Origin of the sequence: Ilumatobacter sp. (genome assembly GCF_049588435.1) — a bacterium.
Taxonomy (GTDB): domain Bacteria; phylum Actinomycetota; class Acidimicrobiia; order Acidimicrobiales; family Ilumatobacteraceae; genus Ilumatobacter_A.
In genome coordinates this window covers 1-5,714 of sequence record NZ_JBAVYV010000162.1, presented here as the reverse complement: position 1 = coordinate 5,714, position 5,714 = coordinate 1, and the positions used below count along the sequence as shown (strand labels likewise).

The 5,714-nt window shown below is 67.7% G+C and carries 7 protein-coding genes; all 7 read right to left on the bottom strand.

The features are described from left to right. A partial coding sequence (locus WBV89_RS05985) for a TlpA family protein disulfide reductase (RefSeq protein WP_423980425.1) occupies nt 1-548 on the bottom strand: 548 nt, incomplete at its 3' end. Next, a complete protein-coding gene (locus WBV89_RS05980) occupies nt 541-2,613 on the bottom strand; it encodes a heme lyase CcmF/NrfE family subunit (protein WP_423980424.1) in 2,073 nt (690 codons plus the stop codon). The genes WBV89_RS05985 and WBV89_RS05980, both read right to left, overlap by 8 nt. Before the next feature lie 49 nt (nt 2,614-2,662). Beyond that, on the bottom strand, nt 2,663-3,154 hold the full coding sequence (locus tag WBV89_RS05975) for a cytochrome c maturation protein CcmE (RefSeq protein ID WP_423980423.1): 492 nt from the start codon (nt 3,152-3,154) through the stop codon (nt 2,663-2,665). A gap of 19 nt (nt 3,155-3,173) precedes the next feature. After that, nucleotides 3,174-3,320 (bottom strand): hypothetical protein, encoded by a 147-nt coding sequence (locus tag WBV89_RS05970; protein WP_423980422.1) that lies wholly within the window; start codon nt 3,318-3,320, stop codon nt 3,174-3,176. Then, nucleotides 3,317-4,105, bottom strand: a complete 789-nt coding sequence (gene ccsA / locus WBV89_RS05965; RefSeq protein WP_423980421.1) for a cytochrome c biogenesis protein CcsA — start codon at nt 4,103-4,105, stop codon at nt 3,317-3,319. The genes WBV89_RS05970 and ccsA overlap by 4 nt, the downstream gene beginning before the upstream one ends. Before the next feature lie 55 nt (nt 4,106-4,160). Further along, on the bottom strand, nt 4,161-4,847 hold the full coding sequence (locus WBV89_RS05960) for a heme exporter protein CcmB (RefSeq protein ID WP_423980420.1): 687 nt from the start codon (nt 4,845-4,847) through the stop codon (nt 4,161-4,163). Next, nucleotides 4,844-5,551, bottom strand: coding sequence for a heme ABC exporter ATP-binding protein CcmA (ccmA, locus tag WBV89_RS05955; RefSeq protein WP_423980419.1), 708 nt, complete (start codon nt 5,549-5,551; stop codon nt 4,844-4,846). Before ccmA ends, WBV89_RS05960 begins: the two co-directional genes overlap by 4 nt. Between the last annotated feature and the right edge of the window lie 163 nt (nt 5,552-5,714).

Below are 5,714 nucleotides of genomic sequence, written 5' to 3'. Positions count from 1 at the left end.
TCGATGATCCACGTCTCGGGGACGAGGTTGACGCCGAACGACGCCGGGATCACGTCGCCGTCGGAGTACACCACGGGCCAGTCGCCGCCGTTCTGCTCGAAGAACCGTTCGACCCGCGCCTGGGTGTCGCCGAACACGACGGAATAGAACTCCGCGCCGTCCGGTCCGAGCGATTCCTGCTGCTCGACGAAGTCGACCAACTCGGGATGCTCGCGCTGGCACGGCACGCAGTCGGACTGGAAGAAGTTGAGAACGACCCAGCTGCCCTTGCGCCGAGCGAGGTCGAACGGCGTTCCGTCGCCGAGTTCTCCGACCGCTTCGGGCGCGGGCTGGTTCATCCAGGGCGTCGCGGCCGTCTGCGCGCCGTCGTCGGGCTCGGCGCCGATCAGCAGCACGACCAGGCCGACAAGCACCACCGCGATGGCGAGCGCCGCGAACGGCGCGACCTTCGACTTGCCGCGGCTCGAGTATCCGCTGCCCGGGTCGTCGTCGGTCTCGTCGGGGATGTCGTCGGATGCATCACCGGGAGCGTCGGCCACTTCAGTCATCGTGCTCACCCGCCTCGGTCGATGTGACCAGATCCGTCGTGATCGACACAGGCGCGGTGGTCGCAGTCGCAGCGGTCGAGGTCGTCGCCAGCGGGCGCCCGTCGGGGATCGGTGCGGACACCGGGTCGATCGCGCGACGGCGCCGGTCGGATGGGAACGCGGCGAGCAGCGTGCCGATTCCCATCGTGAGTCCACCGAGCCACAACCACAGGATCATCGGCTTGACGAAGACGCGGATCGTCGCCGTCGAATCACCGGGCTCCGCGCCCGGTTCGAGGGTCAGGTAGATGTCGTTCGCGAGCCCGGTTCGCACCGACGGGGTCCCGATCGTCTGGCCGATGCTCAGGTACGTCGTGAGCGCCGGGCTGTAGACCTGCGCGCCGTCGAGCATCACGTTCGCGTTCAGTGCACGCTCGCTCTCGGCGTCGTTGATCTCGGTCGTCACCGACTCGAGCTCGAACGTGTGCCCACCCCATTCGGTCACCTGGCCCTGTTCGAGTTCGAGCGTGGCGGAGTGGGTGAAGCTGTTCGATGCCGCGAGGGCCACGGCGATCATGATCACGCCGATGTGGACGACCATCCCGCCGTTGGCACGCCCGACGAGTCCGCGCCACCCCTGACGTCGGGTGGCGAGCACCAGCTGGCGCATGGCCGAGCCGGCGGCGAAACCGGCGAGTCCGAACGCGACCAGCGGCGCCCAGCCGTCGGCTCCGACGACCACCGCGAACGCGAGTGCAGCAACTCCGCACCACGCCGGCCAGAAGAGACGGGTGACGAGCAACTCCTGGCTCGCCTTGCGCCACGGGAGCACCGGGGCCACAGCCATCAAGAACAGCAGCACGATGCCGATCGGCATCGACAGTCGGTCGAAGTACGGTGCGCCGACCACCGTTCGCCGGTCCTGAACCGCCTCGATCAGCAACGGGAAGACGGTGCCGAGGAGCACGACGAACGCGAACAACGTGAACAGCACGTTGTTCGCCAGGAACGCTCCCTCGCGGCTGAGCGGGGAGTCGATCGTGCCCGGCGAGCGGAGTCGATCACCTCGCCACGCGATCAGCCCGAGCGACACCACGACCGTCACGATGAATCCGCCGAGGAGCCAGGCCCCGACCGGTCCGTTCCCGAACGCGTGCACCGACTGGATCACTCCCGAGCGGGTGAGGAAGGTTCCGAGGATCGTGAGCGAGAACGTGGCGATCAGCAGGCTCAGGTTCCAGACGCGCAGCATGCCGCGCCGCTCCTGCACGAGCACCGAGTGGATGTACGCCGTTCCGGTCAGCCAGGGCAGCAACGAGGCGTTCTCGACCGGGTCCCAGGCCCAGACCCCCGACCAGCCGAGCACCTCGTAACTCCACCAGCCGCCGAGCAGGATCCCGATCGTGAGGAACGCCCAGGCGAACAGCGCCCAGCGGCGGGTCTCCTCGAGCCATCCTTCACCGAGGCGGCCCGTGATCAGCGCCGCGATCGCGAACGCGAACGGAACGGTGAATCCGACGTAGCCGAGATAGAGGATCGGCGGATGGAACAGGACGAGGATGTGGTTCTGGAGGAGCGGGTTCGGGCCGGTCGCGTCGATCGGGTTGAAGTTCGCCGCTCCGGCGGCGAACGCGTCGGCGGGACCGAAGCTCAACATCGCGAAGAATGCGGTCACGACGAACATGACCACCAACGCCCATCCGACGAGTTCGTCGCCATTGCGTTTGCGGAAGCGCCAGGCGACTGCGGCCGTGAACGCGGCGAGCGTGATCCCCCAGAGCAGAATCGAGCCCTCGAGCGCCGACCACATGGCGGCGATGTTGTAGAGCCTCGGTGTGGCGTCGGAGCCGACCTGTTGGATGTAGGCGAGCGAGAAGTCGCGGGTGATCAGCGCCCGCTGCATCATCACGACCGACAGCACCGCTCCGGCAAGCGCCATCCACGCATAGCGCGGCGCCTGGCGGACCAACCGTCGATCGTCCTGCCACACCCCGACCACGATGGTCAGCGCGCCGATCACCGACGCGGCGAGCATCAGCAGCAGGCCGGCACGGCCGAGCGCCGAGTTGAGCGACGCGGCGATCACCGACGTCCCCCGTCACCGTTCGAACGGCGCCGACTCTCGGAGATGTCGGTCACGTCTCGACGGGCGCGCATTCGGACTCCGCCTGGGCATCGGCGGCCGCGAGGTTGTCGTCGTTCTCGGCGACGTACTCGTCGGAGTGCTTGACCTCGACGCGATCGCCGTCGAGCACGCCGTTGCGAATCTCTCCGTGGACGACGACCGGAATGCACTCCTGGAAGATTCCGCCGGGGTCGCCGTCGTACCGGACCGGGATCGTGACTCCGCCGTACGACATCGTGAACGCGGTGATCCCGGTGACGCTCTGATCGACCGTGCCCGGGTCGACGGTGCCCTGCAGCCGGATCCGCTGATCGGTCTCGCAGCCGTCCCGGACGCCGACTTCATCGACGTTGCAGAAGTAGTCGACGGCCGAGTTCAGGAACTGGGTGACGATCACGCCGCCCGCGATCAGCACGACGACCAGAATCAGCATCGGCGCGAGCCGACGCTTCGACGTGGACGGCGCGGTGGTGTCGACGTCGCCGCGTGGGGTCAGATCCATCTCGGACATGATGCGCCGATCAGGTCCAGTACTTCTCGTCATCGGGGATTTGTTTTCCGAGCCGACGGCCGGACGTGATCGCCCGCCAGACGAATCCACCGATCACGGCGAAGGTGACGATGTATCCACCGAGGATGAAACCGGCGTCGTCCATGACTGCGATCATCGTCGTGCTCCCTCGGCGCGGCGCTCGGCGAGCGCGATGTCGAGCCCACGGTCATCGAGCATGTCCTCCATCGCCATCGCCCGCGTGCGGTGCAGGACGAGCCACAGATACAGCAGCGAGAACGCGACGACGCCGACGAAGAGCGTGAACAACATCAGGCCGTCCATCTTGATCTCACCGTCGGTGTCGAGGACCGACGCGGTCTGGTGGAGGCTCCGCCAGATCACCACGGACCAGTGGACGAGCGGAAGCAGGAGCACCGAGAGCAGACCGACGACGGCCGACCGCTTCGCGCGCTGCTGATGCGAGCCGCCGAGGCGACGAACGGCCAAGTACCCGATGTAGGTAACGAACAGGAGCGCTGTGGTGGTGAGGCGGGCGTCCCACTGCCAGAACACGCCCCACGTGAGGCGGCCCCACATCGAGCCGACGATCAGGGTCAGCGCGACGAAGGCCACGCCGAACTCCGCCGAGGCGCCGGCCAGTCGATCCCAGCCGAGCGAGTGCTTCTTCGTGAAGAGGTACATCGCCGAGGCGATCGCCGTGACGATGAACGAGAGGTAGGCGATCCAGATCGTCGGGACGTGGATGTACAGCAGGCGAACCGACTCACCCTGATTCACGTCAGCGGGCGAGAGCACCAGTGCGAACAACACGAGCCATCCCATCGCGATCGCGGCGGCGATACCGATCCAACGGGTGGCCGGGGTGCCGGTCGAACGCGTCGGAGCCGAGCTCCCGCGATCGGAAGGGCTGTCGGTCGTGTCCGGATGGATCGTTGTCATGTGTCCTACCTTTGCCAGTTCGTGACCGGGTGGGTCCGACCCACTCCGCCACGCGCTATTCGTCGATCAACGGGCCGAACGCGAGGGCACCGCCGACACCGAAGGCGACGGCGAAGACCGTCAGAAGGCCGATCCACTGCCAGCCTTCCGACAACTCAGCCACGCCGGTGCCGAGCGCGGATTCCACCGCTCTCGTCGCCCCGATGAGGACGGGCGCAACCGCCGGAAGGGTGAGCAGCGGGAGCAGAGTCTCGCGGCCCTTCGAACCGGCGGCCAAGCCTCCGTACAGGGTACCGACCGCGGCGAGACCGCACGTCGCGGTGACCATGGTCGTGACGAGGAGCACAGCTCCGTCGAGTCGGATCGTCTCGCCGTACAGCACGACAGCGGAGCACAACAACAGCACCTCGAGCACGAGCAGTTGCACCGCGAGCCCGATCGCCTTCCCGAGGAAGATCGCCCGAGCGTCGACGCCGGCCACGCGCATCGCATCGAGCGCTCCGTCGTCGGACTCGACCGCGAACGTCCGCTGCACGAGCAGGAGCAGGCTGAACATCGTCGCCAGCCACACCAGACCCGGAGCGACGAGGGTCAGGACGTCGGTGTTCGCGTCGAGCGCGAAGCCGAAGATCACCATCGTCACGATCGCGAACGGCACCACCTGGTTGGTGATCACACGGCTGTTCCACTCGATCCGCAGGTCCTTCCGGGCGATCAACCACCCGACGCGCCAGACATTCATCGTTCTCGCCCAGAGTCGGCCTGTCCGGCCACGAGGTCGACCACGCGGGTCGCCAGCGACTCGGCGCGATCGAGTTCGTGGCTGGCGATGATCACGGTTGCGCCGGCGCGAGCCGCCTGCACCACGATCTCGTCCAGATCATCACGCGCGCTCTGATCGAGCCCCGCGTGGGGCTCGTCGAGCAACCACAGCCGCGACCGGCGAGCGACGAGCGCAGCGAGCGCGGTGCGACGCTTCTGGCCGGCCGACAGGCGACGGACCGGGACCGACGCGAGCCGATCGGACACCCCCATCCGCTCCATCGCGGCGTCCACCTCGGCGCGACTCGCACCGACCGTGGCACCCCAGAAGCGGACGTTCTCGTCCACGGTCAAGTCGGCGTAGAGACCGTTCTGATGTCCGAGCAGGCCGACATGGGGGCGGACCCGTTCCCGATCCACGGCGAGGTCGAAGCCGAGGATCGTGGCCGTGCCGCGCACCACCGGAAGCAACCCGGCGCACAGTCGGAGCAACGTGGTCTTCCCCGCGCCGTTCGGGCCGCGGAGCAGCACGATCTCACCGCGTTCGACCCGCATCGTGGTCCCGGAAAGCGCCGGAAACTGGCCCAGCGTGGCGACGACATCGTGGAGCTCGACGACCGGTGTGACGCTGTCGTCGTCGGTGCCGACCGGACCGGACGGCTCCGATGGTGCTGCTGCGGACACGCGTGCACGCTATTGGTCTCCCGCACGAGATGCGAAACACGGCACCGGCGAGCCCACGGCGCCCGGCCGGGCCAGTAGCGTCCACCCGCGATGGCGGACCTCGACACCCCTGCCGACGCCGGTGCGCACGACCACGGCGACGACAGCAACGACACGGCTTCGT